Origin of the sequence: Christiangramia gaetbulicola (assembly GCF_003054225.1) — a bacterium.
Lineage (GTDB): Bacteria > Bacteroidota > Bacteroidia > Flavobacteriales > Flavobacteriaceae > Christiangramia > Christiangramia gaetbulicola.
In genome coordinates, this window is the sequence record NZ_QBKQ01000004.1 from 13,645 (window position 1) to 33,379 (window position 19,735).

At 40.0% G+C, this 19,735-nt stretch carries 17 protein-coding genes; 13 read left to right on the forward strand and 4 right to left on the reverse strand.

Going from position 1 to position 19,735, the window contains the following annotated elements; translation table 11 throughout:
- The first annotated feature begins 100 nt into the window (after window positions 1–100).
- The 5 genes from C8P64_RS15335 to C8P64_RS15355 all read left to right on the forward strand — a co-directional run bounded on the left by C8P64_RS15335 (window position 101) and on the right by C8P64_RS15355 (window position 6,865).
- Window positions 101–1,048 carry an isoaspartyl peptidase/L-asparaginase family protein gene (locus C8P64_RS15335; protein WP_108172982.1) on the forward strand — a complete coding sequence of 316 codons (948 nt, stop codon included), beginning with the start codon at window positions 101–103 and terminating at the stop codon, window positions 1,046–1,048.
- A gap of 32 nt (window positions 1,049–1,080) precedes the next feature.
- Window positions 1,081–1,974 (forward strand): cyanophycinase, encoded by an 894-nt coding sequence (locus tag C8P64_RS15340; RefSeq protein WP_245889716.1) that lies wholly within the window; start codon window positions 1,081–1,083, stop codon window positions 1,972–1,974.
- Window positions 1,975–1,992: 18 nt separating this feature from the next.
- Window positions 1,993–3,381, forward strand: a complete 1,389-nt coding sequence (locus C8P64_RS15345; protein WP_108172983.1) for a YfcC family protein — start codon at window positions 1,993–1,995, stop codon at window positions 3,379–3,381.
- Window positions 3,382–3,541: 160 nt separating this feature from the next.
- The gene (locus tag C8P64_RS15350; RefSeq protein ID WP_108172984.1) at window positions 3,542–4,738 is read left to right on the forward strand and encodes a GAF domain-containing sensor histidine kinase; all 1,197 of its coding nucleotides are present in this window, start codon (window positions 3,542–3,544) and stop codon (window positions 4,736–4,738) included.
- A 138-nt stretch (window positions 4,739–4,876) separates the two neighbouring features.
- A complete protein-coding gene (locus C8P64_RS15355; RefSeq protein WP_245889717.1) occupies window positions 4,877–6,865 on the forward strand; it encodes a protein-disulfide reductase DsbD family protein in 1,989 nt (662 codons plus the stop codon).
- Here the strand turns inward: C8P64_RS15355 and C8P64_RS15360 are convergent.
- The 3 genes from C8P64_RS15360 to C8P64_RS15370 all read right to left on the reverse strand — a co-directional run bounded on the left by C8P64_RS15360 (window position 6,862) and on the right by C8P64_RS15370 (window position 8,476).
- Window positions 6,862–7,371 (reverse strand): hypothetical protein, encoded by a 510-nt coding sequence (locus C8P64_RS15360; protein ID WP_108172986.1) that lies wholly within the window; start codon window positions 7,369–7,371, stop codon window positions 6,862–6,864. The genes C8P64_RS15355 and C8P64_RS15360 overlap by 4 nt on opposite strands.
- 106 nt (window positions 7,372–7,477) lie before the next feature.
- Window positions 7,478–7,711 (reverse strand): hypothetical protein, encoded by a 234-nt coding sequence (locus C8P64_RS15365; protein WP_108172987.1) that lies wholly within the window; start codon window positions 7,709–7,711, stop codon window positions 7,478–7,480.
- A 33-nt stretch (window positions 7,712–7,744) separates the two neighbouring features.
- Window positions 7,745–8,476, reverse strand: coding sequence for an SDR family oxidoreductase (locus tag C8P64_RS15370; RefSeq protein ID WP_108172988.1), 732 nt, complete (start codon window positions 8,474–8,476; stop codon window positions 7,745–7,747).
- Between the two features lie 134 nt (window positions 8,477–8,610).
- Between C8P64_RS15370 and C8P64_RS15375 the strand changes: the two genes are divergently transcribed.
- The 8 genes from C8P64_RS15375 (at window position 8,611) to C8P64_RS15410 (ending at window position 19,325) form a co-directional block, all read left to right on the forward strand.
- Window positions 8,611–9,630 (forward strand): hypothetical protein, encoded by a 1,020-nt coding sequence (locus C8P64_RS15375; RefSeq protein ID WP_245889718.1) that lies wholly within the window; start codon window positions 8,611–8,613, stop codon window positions 9,628–9,630.
- A 162-nt stretch (window positions 9,631–9,792) separates the two neighbouring features.
- Entirely contained in the window at window positions 9,793–12,318 is a 2,526-nt protein-coding gene (gene topA / locus C8P64_RS15380; protein WP_108172990.1) for a type I DNA topoisomerase, read from the forward strand.
- Between the two features lie 3 nt (window positions 12,319–12,321).
- Entirely contained in the window at window positions 12,322–13,482 is a 1,161-nt protein-coding gene (locus C8P64_RS15385) for a formimidoylglutamase (protein WP_108172991.1), read from the forward strand.
- Between the two features lie 117 nt (window positions 13,483–13,599).
- Entirely contained in the window at window positions 13,600–14,964 is a 1,365-nt protein-coding gene (gene porK, locus C8P64_RS15390) for a T9SS ring complex lipoprotein PorK/GldK (RefSeq protein ID WP_108172992.1), read from the forward strand.
- 60 nt (window positions 14,965–15,024) lie between these two features.
- A complete protein-coding gene (gene porL / locus C8P64_RS15395) occupies window positions 15,025–15,672 on the forward strand; it encodes a type IX secretion system motor protein PorL/GldL (RefSeq protein ID WP_108172993.1) in 648 nt (215 codons plus the stop codon).
- 53 nt (window positions 15,673–15,725) lie between these two features.
- Entirely contained in the window at window positions 15,726–17,267 is a 1,542-nt protein-coding gene (gene porM / locus C8P64_RS15400; protein ID WP_108172994.1) for a type IX secretion system motor protein PorM/GldM, read from the forward strand.
- 13 nt (window positions 17,268–17,280) lie between these two features.
- On the forward strand, window positions 17,281–18,174 hold the full coding sequence (gene porN, locus C8P64_RS15405) for a type IX secretion system ring subunit PorN/GldN (protein ID WP_108172995.1): 894 nt from the start codon (window positions 17,281–17,283) through the stop codon (window positions 18,172–18,174).
- Window positions 18,175–18,266: 92 nt separating this feature from the next.
- Complete coding sequence (locus C8P64_RS15410) at window positions 18,267–19,325, forward strand: NAD(P)/FAD-dependent oxidoreductase (protein ID WP_108172996.1); 1,059 nt, start codon at window positions 18,267–18,269, stop codon at window positions 19,323–19,325.
- Here the strand turns inward: C8P64_RS15410 and C8P64_RS15415 are convergent.
- The gene (locus tag C8P64_RS15415; RefSeq protein WP_108172997.1) at window positions 19,322–19,708 is read right to left on the reverse strand and encodes a DUF983 domain-containing protein; all 387 of its coding nucleotides are present in this window, start codon (window positions 19,706–19,708) and stop codon (window positions 19,322–19,324) included. The genes C8P64_RS15410 and C8P64_RS15415 overlap by 4 nt on opposite strands.
- Window positions 19,709–19,735 lie beyond the last annotated feature (27 nt).

Genomic DNA, 19,735 nt, shown 5'->3' on the forward strand with positions numbered 1-19,735 from the left:
TTTGAATTAATGCCATACTTCCAGCCTGGGACTGCATACTTAAAAACAGGCTAGATTTGCAGCTCAAATTTGCTACAGATATATTCAATCGATAAAGTAAATGACAAAAAAATATAAATATTCCCTCTGTATCCATGGAGGAGCAGGGGTTATAGAAAAGGAGAACCTGTCTTCAAGCGATAAGGATCTCATTCTAAAAGATCTTAATGCCAGCCTTGAAGCCGGAGAAAAGATCCTGGCAGCAGGCGGTTCAGCTATAGACGCTGTTTGTGCAGCGGTTGTTGTCCTGGAGAACAGCAGGCATTTTAACGCCGGGAAGGGTGCGGTTTATTCAAGGAACGGGAAGCATCTGCTTGAAGCTTCAATTATGGATGGATCTAACCTAAAAGCCGGGGCACTGGCAAATTGCAGCAGGGTGAAAAATCCGGTTAATTTCGCTAGAACCTTGATGGAGAGAGACGATATAATCATGATCTCGGGAGATGATGCAGATAAGCTTGCCGCAGAACATGGGCACGACCTTGTGGACAACTCCTGGTTCGATACGCCTTTTAGAGAGGAACAGTGGAAACAGGCTAAAGCCATGAACACAGATGAGACTTTCTTGGATCATTCTAATTTCAAGAAAGGTACCGTTGGAGCTGTAGCAATGGATTCTCAGGGAAATCTGGCTGCGGCCACTTCTACCGGGGGAATGACCAATAAGATGGAAGGACGAATAGGGGATTCTGCCATTATTGGCAGCGGAACTTATGCTCAGAATAAAACCTGTGCCGTGTCCTGTACGGGAATTGGAGAATTTTTCATGAGGGCTACCGTAGCTTCTTATGTGTCCAATTTAATGGAGTTTGCCGGTATGTCCCTTGAGGAAGCTGCTGAAAAGGCTATCCACGAACATCATGGTAATCTTGGTGGTGATGGAGGCCTGGTAGCCGTAGATTCTGAAGGAAACACTATTATGTCTTATAATTCTGCCGGAATGTACCGAGGATATGTCAACTCAAGTGAAAAAAAATTATATGTATGGGATGAAGAGGAAAAAGTTTAATTTTCCTCTTCTTTCTTTTGAAAACAAAGATTATGAAATTAGGTAAAATCGCCGGGCTGTTTCTAATGAGCTTGTTCTGGATCTCCTGTAATTCTGGAGATAGTTCTGGAAATACATCGGGTGAAAATCAGAAAGTTTCCCAGGTAAGAAATCAGGCAAAAGGGAAGTTATTCATTATAGGAGGAGGTAAACGTCCCCCGGAACTGGTAAAGGAGCTTATCAAGGTAAGTGATCTCGAAAATGATACATATGCGGTGATCCTTCCTATGGCTAGTAGTGAGCCAGATTCAGCTATTTTTTACGCGGCAAAACAATTTACCGAATTGGGGATTAAGCCTGAAAAGATAAAAGGATTTAACTTTCAAAAGAACAGGCAGAACGTAGAGCATTTGGATTCGCTGGCTAATGCAGGTCTTATCTATATTTCTGGAGGTGACCAGAACAGGTTCATGGATATCGTACTTGATTCCCCGGTATCTGATGCTATAAAAAGAGCCTATCAAAATGGCGCCACTATAGCAGGAACAAGTGCGGGAGCTGCGGTGATGAGTAAAAAGATGATCACAGGGGATGAATTTAAACATCCAGAATATACCGGAGATTTCAGAACTATCGAGGCAGAAAATATCGAATTAAAAGAAGGTCTGGGGCTTTTAGAAAATGCCATCATCGATCAGCATTTTATTCAGCGAATGAGAATGAACCGGTTAATTAGTACGGCTATAGAAAACCCGGAAGAAATTTCCATAGGGATCGATGAATCTACAGCCATTCTTGTTCAGCAGGATAGTGCAAGTGTACTTGGTGCATCACAGGTTATTGTGATTAGAAACAATAAGAAAAGCAAAATTTCAAAAAAGGGTTTACTCGGAGCCAGAGATCTTCAGCTTAGTGTTGTTTTACCGGGAGAAAAATTTGCCCTTTAATTAAAAGCGAAATCAATAATGAGTTTGCCAAGAAAGTTTCCCGATACCATTGCCATTATTCTGGGTATTTCCATTGTGTTCATTCTGCTCACCTGGATTATCCCAGCTGGTCAGTTCGATCGGGAAACTATCGATGGTACCGACATGATCGTTGCGGGATCTTATGAAAGGGTAGAGGCAAATCCGCAGGGTGTAGGCGCTTTTTTAACCGCTCCCATTAAGGGCTTTATTTCGGCAGCATTTGTAATTGGGTTTGTGTTTCTTGTAGGAGGAGCTTTTTCGGTATTAAATGCGACCGGAGCAATAAATGCCGGACTATTCAGCATTATAAAATTCGCTGAGAGAAATCCAAAATATAAACGCCTTATAGTTCCTTTTCTAACCGCCTTATTTTCCCTGGCGGGAGCCACATTTGGGATGAGCGAGGAAATACTGGTATTTGTTCTCATTACCATTCCGCTGGCGAATGCGCTGGGATATGATGCCATAATTGGTGCAGCTATTCCTGTGATTGGTACAGGAGTAGGTTTTGCTGGAGCAATCACGAACCCGTTTACCATCGGGATCGCGCAAAGTATAGCGCAGGTGCCTGTTTTTGGAGGTATAGAATATAGGCTCGTGGTTTGGATAATTCTTACTCTTATAGCTGGAATTGCCTTATTTCGTTATGCTTTAAAAATCGAAAAAGATCCCGGGAAAAGTATTTTATCGGGTCTAAATATCAAAAGCGGGGAAGAACTAGCTGTTGGCGATATGCCTGAACTTAATTTAAGGAGAAAAATGATCCTTCTGACCCTGCTTTTTGCCCTGGTGTTGCTTATCTACGGGGTGAATGAGTTTGGCTGGTACATCAATGAGATCGCGGCACTTTTCATAGGTCTGGGAATGCTTTCCGCCGTTATTTACCGAATGTCTGCAACTAAAGCCATTGAAGCCTTTGTAGAAGGAGCACAGGGAATGATGAAGGCTGCCCTGGTGATAGGTTTAGCCAAAGGTTTACTGATCATTGCCGAAGAAGGACTCATCATAGATACAATCTTGAATTCGGTTGCTCAATTGGCCGGGGATACTCCTAAATATATTTCCGCAGAGTTGATGTTTCTTTTCCAATGCTGTCTTAATTTCTTTATTCCTTCAGGTTCGGGTCAGGCTGCTTTAACCATGCCTATAATGGCTCCGTTAAGTGATGTGCTGGGCATAGGTAGAGAAATTGCTGTGCTCGCCTTTCAAATGGGCGATGGGCTTACTAACATGATCGTCCCTACCAGTGGTGTAACTATGGGAGTACTTTCGATCGCAAACATTCCTTACGATAAGTGGTTGAAATGGGCCTTTCCCAAAGTACTTATCCTTATTCTAGTTTCCATGCTGTTATTGCTTCCGCCTCTTTATTTATTTGAATGGTAATTTTCAAACTAATTGAGGTTATATAATGCTTAAGGAGTATAACGCCATTAGTATTATTGCTCAATTCATCACGGCCAGAGATTTACAGACCTAATCATATATGTTACTCATCAATATTGGTGGTTTAAATTAATATATTTGCGAACCCCAAAACCTACCTATGTTAAATGAGATTATTGAAAATGACGAGGCTGAATATCAGAGGATAAAAAGCCTGAGTAAATTTGACCTTGATTACAACGAATTGCAGGAAGAGTTCAAGTCTCTTGTGCAATTGTCTGCTATGATCGCCGGTACCGAAATGTCTGTGATCAATCTAATAGATAATTATTATCAATGGACCGTCACCGCTTTCTCTTCCAAACTATTGCAAATGCCGCGAGAGGAATCTATTTGTGACAGGACCATACGTACGCATGAGCCTCTTGAGATAAGTGATCTTGAAAAAGATGAACGTTTTAAGGACAGAGGTTTTTCAAAAGGCGATTCCGGTTTTAATTATTACCTGGGAATTCCTCTAACGCTGGAATCTGGAGATAATATTGGTGCCTTGTGTGTACTAGATAAGAATTCTAAAGAGATCAGTGACCGGGATAAGTCTATGTTAAGGCTTGTTGCTTCTGAGATCGTGAATAAACTGGAGCATAAAAGGAAGATGGATGAAACCATATTTTCTTTAAATAAGGCCATAAAGACCAGGAACCAGGTGGCGCATGACGTTAGAGGGCCTATTACTGGCATTACAGGTCTTGCTGAGGTTGCGGCATCTGAAGATTCCAGCAAAGAGGAAATGGTTCAGTATTTTAGGCTGATAAAAGATTCCGGAAATAGCGTTCTCGAACTAACCAACGATATTCTTAAAAGCGGACTGTCTAATGATCCATTTCAGGAGAAAAATATCAATCTGAAGCAATTAAAAGAGAAATTACTGAAATTATATAGGCTACCGTCAAAATCCAAGAACATTGATTTCCAGATCAAAATAAATCCGGAAAAGTCTAATATCATCTTTTCTAGAAGGAAACTTCTTTCTGTTTTTGGAAATCTTATCTCCAATGCTATAAAGTTCACTCCTGCTAACGGTAAGATCACGGTAGATCTTGATGTACTCCATCTGGATAAGGGGAAATACCTGAAGTTTAAGATCACAGATAATGGCGTTGGAATTTCTAAAGAGGCTTTGGCTGAATTCAAACAAGATAAATTGAATTCCACCAGGGGCACTTCTGGGGAGGAAGGTTTTGGCTTAGGGTTAAAGTTAGTCCGGGATATGGTAACTGAATTTCGTGGTGAAATGGATATATCTTCCAAAGAAAATGCAGGTACAGAAATTGAGGTAAAACTTCTTTTGAATTAAAGGAAGCGGGAGAATTTTCACCAGGAAGCATTTCTCTTTAATTTCCTTAAATTTGAACGATTTTCAGAATAGAATTATCATCAGGATTTCAATAATATGTTAGACAATTTCCTTAAAAAATGCCTTTTAATTCTGGTAATGTTAACCGGATTTTTTGCCCAGGCTCAAATTCATAATCCGGTTGAGTGGGATACTGAAGTGAAAAAGATCGCTGAAGATGAATACCAGCTGGTGATCAATGCCAGTATTGAAGATAAATGGCACTTATACTCTCAGGAATTGCCCGAAGGAGGTGCCTTGCCCACGGTATTTATTTATGAAAATGCCGGTGAAAAGTACGAGCTTGTTGGAAATACCGAAGAGAGCGATGCGATTACTGAATTTGATAAGGTCTTCGAAATGGATCTTAGCTATTTCGCTTATAATGCCACCTTCACCCAGAATATTAAGCTGCTGGATACTTCACTGGCAAGGATAAATGCTAAAGTTGAATATCAGGCCTGCGATGATAAAGCCTGTATTTTTGATTCTAAAGATCTTGATTTCATCCTTAAGGAAAATGCGATTGCTTCTGATGTTCCAGATACCGCTATAGAAGAGGCTGGTGAGCAAGAGGAAACCATTGTTCTTAATAATCCTAAGGAAAAAAGGTCTTTCTGGGGAATCTTCATTGTTGCTTTTCTTTCAGGTTTTGCGGCATTGTTAACCCCCTGTGTTTTTCCAATGATCCCAATGACGGTTAGCTTTTTTACCAAGCAAAGTAAATCTAGAGCTGCCGGGATAAGGAACGCGATATTTTATGGGATCTCGATTATTGTGATCTATGTTCTTCTAGGATCACTGGTAACTCTTATTTTCGGGGCAGATTCTTTAAACGCCTTATCAACGAACGTCTGGTTTAACCTGGCTTTCTTTATTCTGCTGGTAGTATTTGCCTTCTCCTTTATGGGAGCTTTTGAGATCGTTTTACCAAGCAGTTGGGGAACTAAGATCGATTCAAAGGCCGATAAAGGCGGGTTAATTGGTATCTTTTTTATGGCGCTTGCCCTGGCCATTGTCTCTTTTTCCTGTACCGGTCCTATTGTAGGTACTTTATTAGTCGAAGCGGCCTCTAAAGGAGGTATCGCTCCTATTGTTGGTATGTTAGGATTTTCCCTGGCCATCGCCCTTCCTTTTGGATTGTTTGCGGCGTTCCCGGGTTGGTTAAATACCTTGCCAAAATCTGGTGGCTGGCTTAATACGGTTAAGGTGACCTTAGGTTTCCTTGAGCTTGCCCTGGCTTTCAAATTCCTTTCTAATGCAGACCTGGTATTGCAATTACACATCCTGGAACGTGAAATTTTCCTTGCGATCTGGATCGCTATCTTCGGAATGCTGGCGCTTTATTTATTCGGAAAGATCAGGTTGCCGCATGATTCTAAAGAAGAACATATTTCGGTAGGCCGTTTAATTACCGGTCTGGTTGCTTTGATATTTACTATTTACTTGATCCCTGGCCTTTGGGGAGCACCTTTGAAACTGATCAGTGGATTTCCGCCGCCATTACAATACAGCGAATCACCTGATGGGATCGGCACCTCTAATGCGGGCCTAACATCGAATAAACAAGGATTGCCGGAAGGTGCCGAATATGGACCGCATGATATCGTGTCTTTTCACGATTATGAGGACGGTCTTGCATATGCCAGAGAAAATGACCTCCCGGTGCTGATCGACTTTACTGGGCATGCCTGCGTGAATTGCCGAAAGATGGAGGAAAGGGTATGGAGTGAGCCTCAGGTATTGGATATCCTGAAAAATGATGTCGTTCTGGTTTCACTATATGTGGATGATAAAAGAAAATTACCTGAATCTGAACAGTATGTTTCAGAAACTACCGGTAAGGAAATTAAAAGTATTGGGAATAAATGGAGCGATTTCCAGATTAGCCGATATAAAGCAAACGCCCAGCCTTATTATGTATTAATAGATCATCAGGAAGAACCGCTTATTTCGCCTTCAGCATATGAACCCGATGCCGATGAATACTATAACTGGCTTAAAAAAGGAGTTTCAAATTTCAATAAAAATGATTCTTCCGCGGTTGAAAGCTTAAGTGCAGATTCAGATAGTATTTTCAGTAATTAGTTATCCTGCTTTTTTCTGTAAACTCCCTTAAAAGCATCGCTTAAAAAATTCTCCTGCGCATCCAGGATCTGCCAGTGCTGGGTTATACTGCCATCTTGATTTTTGGTCCAGGTGATCTGATTGTAATATTCTCCTTTTTTGCCTTTCTGGACTTCACTTTTCAGGATCATTTTGTTGTTTTCAGCTTTGCCTTTCAATTTTAAAATATTCCCGAAGTTGCTTATCCATAGCTGATTCCAGGTTTTATCTGATGGATCGTAATAATTATAACTTTTACCGCTGCTGCCGTTTTCTGCTTTCCAGTTTTCGTTCAGGATGCAATTATCTTCCAGCTTTATTACAAGGTTCTCTCCAACCTTATCACCATTTTCGTTGAAAACCTCCCAGTCACCAATCCAGAAGTCGAATTGAGAGTGTTGTTCTGTACAGCAAGCACATTCAGTTTCCTGGGCGAAGGTTGTTATGGGTAAAAAAAATAACAGGCCGTAAAGTATAATATGCTTCATCTTGAAAGTTTTCCTGTCAAGATAAAGAATTAAACTCTTTGGCCTGCTAAATAGATCTGAATGGCCAAATCTAAGGATTAGCCCGTTACTATTTTAGCTTGAATTGCTATACAACAATTCTATGTTTGTTCGCTTTTTTAGCTTTGCTGATTCGTTTTATGGATTTCATCTTCTCCTCACGTTTTTGCAAGAGGGTATAAGCCATATAGCCGCCGGCGAGCAGAGAAGCTGCTCCAATCCCGACTTTTCCGCCTTTCAAAGCTGCTTTTTTCCCGGCTTTAAATAGAAATCCCCGGGCTACAAATTTTCCTGCTAATTTTAATACGTGTCCTAAATTCATAATTCTCTTTTCTAATTTTTTCTATCTGCCAATTCAGGATTTTCCTGTTGGCTTCACTAATAATTCATTTACGTTCACAGAGGCTGGTTGGGAGAGGGCATAGAAGACGGCATCTGCAATATTCTCCGGTTTCAGTTTTGGTTCGTCTCCACCATAATCCTTATCGTTTAATAATTCTTCATCTGTAATATCATTTCGAAGCTTGGTTTCAACTGTACCAGGTTCAATGGCAGTAACCCTGATATTGTACTCTGGTGAAAGTTCCATGCGCATGGCCTTGGATAATTCTATGATCGCAGCTTTTGATGCTCCATATACCGCTCCACCGGCAAAGATCTCTTTCCCGTCTACCGATGCGATATTTACAATATTTCCGCCATTCTGGTTTTCCATATAGGGAAGCGCGGAATAAATACAGCGCAACACTCCCTTTACGTTCACTTCAATGGTATTTAGCCATTCGTCGAGATGTCTATTCTTAAGATAGGTAAGGGGCATAATTCCTGCTGAATTCACCAGCACATCAATAACCTCATATTCGTCAACTACCTCATTAAAAGCCTTGCTTACGCTTTCGGTACTGGAAACATCCAGTTCCACTACCATGCTTTCTCCTGGAAGGTCTTTCTGGATCTTCTGCAGTTTGTTGACGCTTCTGCTGGCGAGAACTACTGTATAATTCTCCTCGGATAGTTTTTTGGCGATCGCTTCACCAATTCCGCTACTTGCTCCTGTGATAACAGCTACTTTGTTATTATTGCTCATATTGATCGCTTTTGAGTTAATATGAACAATACGCGAGGATTTTTGCGTTAAGATAATTTCAAATAACAGATATTTAACGCTCCTAGACCATATTGAAAATATCTGCGTTATATATTCGCTAAAAATTTAAGGTTTTGAAAAGATCAGAATTAATTCTCCCTGTCCTTATCATGATGTTAATGATCACTTCGTGCAGTAACGATGATGATGGTAACGCAAGGGTTAAAACTTCAGAAATTGCACATTTATATGCGACATCCCATAATGGAGATGTGAACCGTTATGATATAAATACTGGGGTTGTCACTAAATATGCCAATTCTTCTTCAGATTCTGAAGGTATCTTTTATTCTTCCAGTGAAGATGCGTTTACCATAGTTTCAAGGTCATCCAACCGCCTCGAAGCTTATGAGGGTATAAGTGCTCTGGGTGATGGCGGTACAAAAAATCCTGAAACCTATATTTTTGGTGGAGAGGATCTGGAAAACCCGGTAGACCTTGCGGTAAGTGGCGATTTCTATGTGGTTTCAGATAATACAGATTTGGATGGAGATGAAACTACTCCAGAGGGCCGATTATACATATATATTAAGACGGCGAATAATTTTATCCTGAGAAACGTTGTTCAGACCAAATTCAAGGTTTGGGGCATCGAGTTTGTTGGAAACGATCTTTTTTTAGCGGTAGACGAAACTAATAAACTGGCTGTATATCGTAATTTTTTAAATTCCAATATGATGAATCGTATCGTGACCGCAGATAAAATTGTGGCAATACAGGGGCTTGTGCGTTCTCATGGTCTGGACTATGATAATGGTACGATGGTGCTATCAGATATTGGAGAGCCAGAATCAAGTTCAGATGGAGGTTTACATATTATTCAGGATTTTGATGAAAAATTTTCCGGTACCACAAATGGTGGTTTTATCGTAAGCGATGACCAGTTGAGGATCGCCGGTGGCAACACCTTATTAGGGAATCCTGTGAACGTTGTTTATGATTCAAATTATAACGTGATCTTCGTGGCAGAAGCCCTTAATAATAATGGTAGAATACTTGCCTTCAACGATGCAACCTCTGTTTCGGGTAATATTGCACCAGACTTAAAATATGCTTTACAGGGTGCATCTTCTATATTTTTTTATACCGAATAAGCTATAATAGACAATAAAGATCTCACTTTCCTGAATTTATTTTTGACTCCCTGAAGAGCATCAATTTCAGGGTTTTCAAGGCTTTGTTCTTTGGTTTTAAAGCAAGTTTAACGGGCAGAAGAAAAATTTGATATACTTTTGCAGTTACAAACCGACAAATTTATGGCTAAGAATTTAGTGATTGTTGAGTCTCCTGCGAAGGCTAAAACTATAGAAAAGTTTCTGGGAAAGGACTATAAGGTCGCTTCCAGTTTTGGGCATATCGCAGATTTGCCTACCAAGGAAATTGGCGTAGACACCGAAGGAGATTTCACGCCTAAATATATTGTATCTAAAGATAAGAAGGATGTTGTTCGAAAGCTGAAGGGTCTTGCTAAGGATGCAGAGATGGTATGGCTGGCGAGTGATGAAGACCGGGAGGGAGAAGCTATCGCCTGGCATTTGGCCGAGGAGCTGAAGCTTGAGAAAGATAAGACCAAACGTATCGTTTTTCATGAGATTACGAAATCTGCCATTCTTCGTGCGATAGACAATCCAAGATCTATAGATTATAACCTGGTAAATGCTCAGCAGGCCAGGAGAGTTTTAGACAGGTTGGTTGGTTATGAGCTTTCACCGGTTCTTTGGAGAAAGGTAAAAGGAGGGCTTTCTGCAGGACGTGTTCAGTCTGTTGCAGTTAGACTTATCGTGGAGAGGGAGCGTGAGATCCAGGATTTTAATCCACAGGCTTCTTATAGAATAGATGCTGAATTTTCTACAGAAGATGGAAAATCTTTCAAAGCCAAGATCCCGAAGAATTTCGATACAAAAGAGGAGGCTGAAAAGTTCCTTAAAGAAAATATAGGTGCGAATTTTAAAGTAGCCGATCTTACGACAAAACCGGCAAAAAAGAATCCGGCACCACCGTTTACAACTTCAACCTTGCAGCAGGAAGCTGCCAGGAAACTCTATTTTTCTGTAAGTAAGACCATGACCATGGCACAACGTTTATACGAAGCCGGTCATATTACTTATATGAGAACAGATAGTGTAAACCTTTCTGAAGATGCCAGAAAAGGAGCTAAAGAGGAAATTCTAAAAGCCTACGGCGATAAATATTCCAAAACACGTCAGTTTAAGGGAAAGACCAAAGGAGCACAGGAAGCTCACGAGGCGATTCGTCCCACCAATTTTGCCAAGCATAGTATTTCTGCAGATAGAGATCAGCAAAGATTATATGAGCTTATCTGGAAAAGAGCTATCGCATCTCAAATGAGCGATGCCCAATTGGAAAGAACCAATGTGAAGATCGAGGCAGATAAACATGATAATCATTTTACTGCAAATGGAGAGGTGCTGAAATTTGATGGTTTCCTAAAGGTTTATTTAGAAGGAAGCGATGATGAAGATGAAGAGCAAAGCGGAATGCTGCCTGCTTTAAAAGTGAGTCAGCCGCTTAATAACGAATATATTACGGCTACCGAAAGATTTACCAGGCCACCATATAGATATACAGAAGCATCTTTGGTTAAGAAACTTGAAGAGCTGGGGATTGGCAGACCTTCTACTTATGCTCCAACCATTTCAACAATTCAAAGTAGAAATTATATAGAAAAGGGCTCTGTTGATGGAACTGAGAGGGATTATGTTCAGTTTGAACTTAAAAATGACAAGCTTTCTGAGAAAACATTAACCGAAACCGTTGGTAGTGACAAAGGTAAGATGGTGCCTACTGCTACCGGGATGGTAGTAAACGACTTTCTTGTAAATCACTTTTCTAATATCCTTGATTACAATTTCACTGCGAAAGTTGAGGAGAGCTTTGATAATATCGCTGAAGGTAATGAAGAGTGGACGGTCATGATGAAGGATTTCTATAAGGATTTCCATCCGCATGTGCAGGATGTTGCTAAGAATGCCGACAGGGAAGTAGGTGAAAGAATACTAGGTGAAGACCCTGAGACAGGGAAACCAGTGAGTGTAAGATTAGGGAAATTTGGGCCTATGGTGCAAATTGGTAGTGTAGAAGATGACGAGAAACCAAAGTTCGCCAGTCTTAGTCCAGACCAGAGTATGGAAACTCTTACCTACGAAGAGGCTATGGATCTGTTCCAGTTACCTAAGAAATTAGGGGAATATAAAGGCGAAAATGTTGAGGTGAATAACGGTAGATACGGCCCATATGTAAGATTCGGTAAAACATTCGTTTCCCTTGAAAAAGGTGAAGACCCTCTAAATGTGGACTTCGATCGTGCCATGGAACTTATCAAGGAAAAAGAAAAGGCAGATGCGCCTATCTATGAGTACAAGGATATGCCTGTGCAAAAGGGTGTTGGAAGATTTGGACCATATTTAAAGTGGAACAATATGTTCATTAACGTGAACAAGAAATATGATTTCGATAACCTTTCAGATAACGATATTGAAGAGCTTATAGAGGATAAGTTGCGCAAAGAGCGTGAAAAGCTCATTCATCACTGGGAGGAAGAAGGTATAAGAGTGGAGAAGGCCAGGTGGGGCAGGTTCAATGTGATCAAGGGTAAAACCAAGGTAGAATTACCAAAAACAACGAAAGCTGAAGAGCTAACGCTGGATGAGGTAAAGGAGATCATCGAGAAGAACACCAAGAAGAAGAAAAAACCTGCTGCTAAAAAGAAAACTGCTGCGAAGAAAACAACCACGAAGAAAAAAACTACCAAAAAGAAATAAAGTATGGAGTTCGATTTTCTTAGTCCGGTAAATGACGAGCTGCTGGACGAGATCAAGAGTTTAAATCCTCAAACCATTGGTGCCAATATTCGACTTCATACAGATAGATCAGGAATACCTGAGCTGGAAGGCGTAAATGTTGCCATTTTTGGAGTTCGCGAGAACAGAAGAGCGGAAAGGCCTGAAAACAAGCCAGATTTCTCTAACTTAAGAAAACAGTTCTACGGATTGTTCCCTGGTAACTGGAAATTGAAATTAGCAGACCTAGGCGATATAGAACCCGGGGCAACAGTAGAAGATACTTATTTTGCTGTGCAGAACCTGGTTGAAAGCCTTATAAAACAGGATATAATACCAATCATCCTTGGTGGTGGCCAGGATCTTATCTATGCTCAATACAGAGCTTATGATAATTTAGATCAAATGGTTAACCTGGTAAATATTGATAAAAGATTTGACTTGGGTGACGCTGAAAAGATGATTTCGAATCAATCTTATGTAGGAAAAATCGTAGTTGATCAACCTTATAATTTATTTAATTATTCGGCGGTTGGATATCAGACCTATTTCAATTCTCAGGATGAAATTGAATTGATGGAAAGATTGTTCTTTGAAGCGTACCGATTAGGAGAAGTAACTTCAGATATCGCCCTGATGGAGCCTATTTTTAGGAGTGCGAATATCGTAGGTATGGACCTTGGTGCGATAGATTCTGCAGCCATGAATTCAGCATATTTTAATTCTCCTAATGGCTTTAATGGCAGGGAGATATGTGCGCTTTCAAGGTATGCTGGGATAAGTGATAAGGTATCTTCTTTTGGGGTTTATGAATACCAGGGTAATTTAGGAGACCTGGCGAATATGCTGGTTGCCCAGATTATATGGTATTTTATCGAAGGTGTGAATTATCGCACGAATGAAAATACTATTTCCGCGAAAAAGGAGTTTACTAAATACCAGGTTCCCATCGATGATGAGATCCTTGTTTTTTTCAAAAGCCCTGTTAGCGGACGGTGGTGGATAGAAATTCCATTTTTATCGAATGTGAATACTAAATTAAAAAGGCATACGTTATTACCTTGCAGCGAAGAAGATTATCTTGAGGCTTGCAATCAGGTGATTCCGGAACGCTGGTATAAAGCAAAAAGAAAAAACGAAGTCTAAAAAAATATATCCAGACATTATTCTGATTTACTGTATTTTTATCTGAAATATTGTTTTTTAAAAAATAATTAGATAGGTTTACTGCCGTAAATCAAAATGTCTTAACCTAAGATAATTATGAAGAAGTATATTTCGCTCATTGCTGTTCTGGCCTTGCTTTCTAGCTGTGGTGGAGGTGATCGTGGACAGCTTGTAGGTGCGGAGGGGAAGAAGTGGAATCCGGAGAAGCCTTATGGTATGACATTGATTCCTGGAGGCGCATTCATTATGGGTAAATCTGATGATGATATTGCCGGTCAAAAGAATGCACCCCCTAAAACAGTTACTGTTCGTTCGTTCTATATGGACGAAACAGAAATCACAAATTCAGAGTACAGGCAGTTTGTTGAAGATGTAAGAGACTCGATAGTTCGGGTTAATCTGGCTATTATGGCTGAGCTTCAGGGTGCTGTACCCGGAGATGATGGGATTGGAGAATTTGCTTTCGCAGATGCCGACCCTGAAAATCTTACTCCATATCAGGAATACATGCTGAACACTTACGGTCAGGGTGGTCCAACTGATGATTACGAAAATAGAAAGCTAAATACCGACGTTGATATTATTTGGGATACTGAAGATTATCCTGATGTTTATTATGCAGAGGTGATGGACTCTATGTACATCCCTATGGATGAGGTTTACAATGGTCAGCGTACGATCGATGTTAAAAAGCTGAAGTTTAAATATACCTACATGGATATTCAGGCGGCGGCAAGACAAAAAGGAGATCGTAGTAATTTCATTAAAAAAGAAGAAGTAGCGATCTATCCGGACACTACCGTTTGGATCAAAGATTTCAACTATTCATACAACGAGCCTATGCATAATGATTATTTCTGGCATAGTGCATTCGATGATTATCCTGTAGTGGGAGTTTCCTGGAAACAGGCAAGAGCTTTTACTCAGTGGAGAACAAAATATCATAACGATTTCCGTCGTCAAAAAGGAGATGAGAACGTTCCAACCTACAGACTACCTACCGAAGGTGAGTGGGAATATGCTGCCAGAGGTGGCCTGGAAGGAGCTTCATATCCTTGGGGTGGACCTTATACCCTTAACGACCGTGGATGTTTCATGGCTAACTTTAAGCCATTACGTGGTGACTATGCGGCAGATCAGGCGCTTTACACCGTAGAAGCGAAATCTTACGATCCTAATGATTACGGATTATACAATATGGCAGGTAACGTAGCAGAATGGGTAGATTCTTCATATGATCCGGGATCTTATGAGTATATGTCTACAATGAACCCTACCGTTAATAACCCAGAAGATCGTAGAAAAGTGGTTCGTGGAGGATCATGGAAAGACGTTGCTTACTTCCTGCAGGTAAGTTCAAGGGATTATGAGTATATGGACTCAGCTAGAAGTTATATTGGATTCAGAACCGTTCAGGATTATCTTGGAACCGATGTTACTTTAAATCAAAAAAATCCATAATAAACACTGGAACTTAAACCTATCAATAAAATCAACTAAGAAAATCTAAACATTAGAGTTATGGCAAATTCAAGATCAACAAAAAAAGTGACCAATATGGTGTATGGTCTGGGAGCATCTGTAGTTATTCTAGGTGCCCTGTTTAAAATCATGCACTGGCCAGGTGGTAACCCAATGCTTATCGCGGGACTTATCGTAGAAGCTTTGGTATTCGCATATTCAGCATTCGAACCGGTAGATGACGAATTAGACTGGTCATTGGTTTATCCTGAATTAGCAGGAGGAACTGGAAGAAATAGAACTGCAGTAATTGCTGAAGAAAAAGAAGCTGAAGGAATGCTTTCTAAGAAACTTGACGCTATGCTTAAAGAAGCTAAGCTAGATGCAAATCTTATGGCATCTTTAGGAGAGAGCATTAAGAATTTTGAAGGAGCTGCTAAAGGTATTGCCCCTACCGTAGACTCTATGGCTTCTCAAAAGAAATACAGTGAAGAGCTAAGCGTTGCCGCTGCACAAATGGAAACTTTAAATAATATTTATAAAGCTCAGGTGGAATCTGCTGCTAAGCAAGCTGAGGTTAATCAGGAAGTTGCTGAGAACGCAGGAAGGCTGAAAGCCCAAATGGATTCCCTTGCAGATAATATGGAGTCATTAAATAATGTTTATGGTGGAATGTTAACCGCGATGAACGGAAAAGTTAGAGTCTAATTGATAATTTTTCAATTAAGCTGTTATATTAATTTAAAAACAACTAATTAGACATGGCATCCGGAAAACAATCGCCAAGGCAGAAGATGATTAACCTAATGTACCTGGTTTTCATCGCCATGATGGCACTAAATATGTCCAAAGAGGTTCTTACCGCTTTCGGACTAATGAATGAAAAACTAGATAAGACCGCTGAGAACTATACCGAAAGGAATTCAGCTCTAATGGCCGGTCTTGCTACTAAGGTTGAGGAACAACCTGCAAAATATACCAGTATTAAAAAAGATGCTGATAGAATTCATGAATTGTCCTCAAACTTCACACAATATATCGAAGGCATTAAAGAAGAATTAAAAGCTTCTGTAAATGACCCTAAGGATTATGAGACAATGGATCAGTCTACTGTAATGGATGAAATGTTCTTCCAGAGTGGTAGGATCTCTCCAAAAGGAGAAGAGTTCCTTGCTCAGATCGAAACTTACAGAAGTGGAGTTTCTGAGATCCTGAATAATGGATACAATACGATTGCTCAAAAAGTAAATGTTCAAAAAGAATTTGCTACAGATCCTGAAAATGTTGAAGGAGCAAAAGTACCATGGTTAAAATACCGTTTTGAAGGATTTCCACTGGTTGCTTCTATAACTCAGCTTACTCAAATGCAGGCTGATGTAAAGAGTACCGAAAGTGAGATTCTTTCTTCTATGCTTTCTGGTCAATTACAAAGTGATGTTTCTCTTAAGAACTACGAAGCTATCGTTATCCCAAGTAAACCTGCTTTCTTTAGTGGTGAGAATTTCACTGGTAAAGTAGTTCTTGGTCGTTTCGACAATACTTTACAGTTTGAGAACGTTGTTATAAATGGTAAGAAAGTAGATAATACTGAAGCCGGACAGGTAGTTCTTGATTTCCCAGCTGGAAATGTAGGAGAGCAAAAAATTACTGGTGAACTTCAGTATATGGAAAATGACTCTTTGAAAAGTATTAAGATATCAGATTCTTACAACGTAATACCGCTTCCTAATTCCGCAGTTATTTCTGCAGATAAGATGAACGTGGTGTACCGTGGAGTTCAAAACCCAATGACTATTTCTATTCCAGGTGTAAGTAGCGTTAGCGCTAATGCTCCGGGTCTAAGACAGTCTGGTGGTGCAGGAAGTTACCTTATGGATGTGACTACTTTACAGGCCAGAGAAGTAACCATTAGTGTTAGTGGTACGCTTCCAGGTGGTAAAACGGTTTCAGATAAGAAAACTTTTAGAGTTAAGGATATTCCAAGACCGGTAGGTACTATTCGTGGTGAAGATGGTTCTGTTTCTATGCAAAGAAACAGCCTGGAGATCGCTACAATTGGTGCTAGTTTACCAGATTTCGATTTCGATCTTAACCTGAATGTAACCGGATTTAAATTTAAAGTACCTGGACAGCCAACCATTATTGTAAATGGTAGCAGGTTAGACGATAGAGCTAAAGCAGCATTAAGACGTGCTGGTAGAGGTGAGTCGGTTCAGATCTATGATATTTCAGCCTCACTTGCAGGTAACTCTAGCTATAAGCTAAAGAAAGTTGCTCCTGTAGTGATTGAGCTTACGAACTAAAATTTATTAAAAAATGAGCTTGAAAGAATTTTTTGTATATGGATTTGTGATGATGATGGGTGCGTCTTCTTTCGGTCAGGCAAATATCCTGAACGCCAACAAACCTGAGGATATCGGGAAGAAGTCGGAAGCTCAGGCAATGGTAGATGAAGAGGATAAACCATTGGAATATGGTTACGTTGGGGATCGTGATATCCTTTGGTCTAAAGGGACCTGGGAGATCATCGACCTTGATGAAAGAGTGAATTTTCCGCTTTATTATCCTATAGATACCAACAATATTGGGTCTAACAGAAGATCTCTTTATGATGTTCTGGTAAAGGCTATCAAGGAAGGAAAGATCCAAAATATCTATGCAGATTCTTATTTCCAGGAAAAAAGAACCTTAAAGGATATTAGAGCTACCCTTTCTAAAATTGATACTACAGATCTTGGTATCGAGCAGTACAATGCCGGGGAGCAGGTAGACGAGCAATTTATAGATCGTCGTGACCTTGGTTCTGCAGATATCGCTGAATATCATATTCGCGGGATGTGGTATTTTGATAAGCGCTTAGCTGAATTGAAATATCGTTTACTTGGGATCGCTCCGGTAGCACCAGACGTTAACTTTATCGATTCTGGACAAACTGACCTTGTGGAATTATTCTGGGTATGGTATCCAGATGCAAGACAGGTTCTTCATGAAGCGAAGGTTTTTACCGGTAATAATACTTCCCAGGTGGTGTCTTTTGATCATCTATTGAATTCAAGAAGATTTGATGGAGTGATCTATAAAGAAGATAACGTCCAGGGAGATCGTGAGATCGACGAGTATATTGCTGATAATGCATTTATGCAGCTACTCGAATCTCAGCGTATCAAAGAACAAATAAGAAACTTTGAACAGGACATGTGGAGTTACTAACTCCGTTTTAATACAAAACTAAAGCGCCTTTTATAGGCGCTTTTTTTATGCTCAATTTTGATATTGGCCAATTACCTTAATATCTTTAGCCCATGTTCGATTATATAATTGTTGGTCTTGGTTTAAGTGGTCTCGCGGTTGCTGAAGAATTGGAAAAAAGAGGTAAGAAATTTATCGTTTTTGAAGATAATTCTCAAAGCTCCTCCTATGTTGCCGGAGGTATTTTTAATCCTGTAATTCTTAAACGTTTTACCCCGGCATGGAACGCGGCAGAACAAATGAAAACTGCCCTTCCTTTTTATGAGGAATTAGAACAGAAACTTCATATTAAGTTCATCCATAACTGGAATATTTATCGTCGCTTCCATTCTGCCGAAGAACAGAATGACTGGTTTCTGGCTTTAGATAAACCCAGGCTTGCTCCTTTCCTGGACCCCGAATTAAAGCGAAACGATAATCCAAATATCATCGCAGATTATTCTTTCGGGAAGGTTTTGCAAACGGGAAATATCGATACCGGCAATCTTCTGGATAGTTACAGACAATATCTAAAAGATTCCGATAGGCTTAAAGTCGAACGTTTTGATTACTCAAAATTGGACAAGCAGGATGACTATTTTAATTATGATGGAGTAAAGACTAAAAAGATCATTTTCTGTGAAGGTTTTGGATTGAAGAAAAATCCATATTTCAACTATTTGCCTTTAAGAGGAAATAAAGGGGAGTATATCACCATTTATTCTGAAGATTTGAAGCTGGACTTCGCTGTAAAATCATCTGTTTTTCTGATGCCTATGGGTAATAACTTGTATAAAGCTGGAGCTACTTATGATCATGAAGATAAAACTCCTGAAACAACTTCAAAAGCGAGGGAGAAATTAGTGAAAGACCTGAAGGCTTTGATCAGGTGTGATTTTGATGTGGTAGATCAGGAAGCAGGTATTCGTCCTGCTGTGGCAGACAGGAAGCCGTTGGTTGGTCCGCATCCTGAAATTGATAATATTTATTGTTGTAATGGTTTTGGGAGCAGGGGCGTTCTTATAGCTCCAAATATGTCTAAAGCGCTACTGGATTATATTGAGGGATCTGCAGAACTGGATCCGGAAATAGATCTGAATCGATTCACCAAGAAACATTACGTCTCCAATTAATTGCTGCCCGCTGTTTTCTTATAGCTTAAGAAAAGATTGATCCAGATATTCCTGGATAGACGCATTATAATTGGCATAAAAATGACCAGGGTACCCACGATAGCGAAAAATGAAGCGAGTAAAGTGGCGTTCAGGAAAACATAGGCAATGATAAAAGCGGCCACAGAAAATGCGATACCTACCGCGTAACTTACATACATGGCTCCGTAAAAGAACGACGGTTCAATCTTATATTTGGTATTACAATTAGAACATCTCTCATGCATTTTAAAAACCTTATTAAGCTTATAAGGGTTTTTTTCAATGTACATGCTCTCTTCCTGGCATACCGGACATGTACCTGTAAGTATGCTATAAATCTTTGTTCCCTTTAGTAAGCTCATCTTATTTTTTTTGCATCACAAATTTAA